The sequence below is a fragment of the Acuticoccus kandeliae genome (assembly GCF_003073115.1).
On the sequence record NZ_QBBV01000050.1, the window covers coordinates 1 to 460 of the forward strand.

Annotated in this window: 1 protein-coding gene; it reads left to right on the top strand. The window is 77.4% G+C overall.

Annotated elements, in window-relative coordinates; genetic code table 11:
- The coding region (locus DBV35_RS29245; protein ID WP_205648938.1) for a cytochrome d ubiquinol oxidase subunit II at positions 1-362 on the top strand (362 nt) is incomplete at its 5' end.
- Positions 363-460: the final 98 nt, after the last annotated feature.

Below are 460 nucleotides of genomic sequence, written 5' to 3' on the forward strand. Positions count from 1 at the left end.
CCTGGATCTCCGGCGCGGCCCTCGCCGCGGCCGGGGTGGCGCTGCCGGCCGGCCGCGAGGGGTGGGCGTTCACCGCCACCGCGCTCGCGATCGGCGGGCTGTCGGTCGTGCTGTTCGGCCAGCTGTACCCGACGCTGCTGCCCTCGACGACCGACCCCGCGCACACCCTGACCGTCGCGAACGCGGCGTCCGCGCCGTACACGCTCGGCGTCATGTCCTGGATCGCGGCCGTGTTCCTGCCGCTGGTCCTCGGCTACCAGTCCTGGAGCTACTGGGTGTTCCGCCGCCGCCTCGGCGGGGCGCGGGTCGCACCGGCCGGGACCTCCGACACTGGTGACACCGCGGTACCGGCCCCACGATGACGACCGTGTCCACGCCGTCCGCCACCGCCGGGGCGCCGCCCGCAGGCGGCCCGCCGGTCGACCCCCGGCTGCTGCGCACGGCGAGCGCGGTCCGGGTG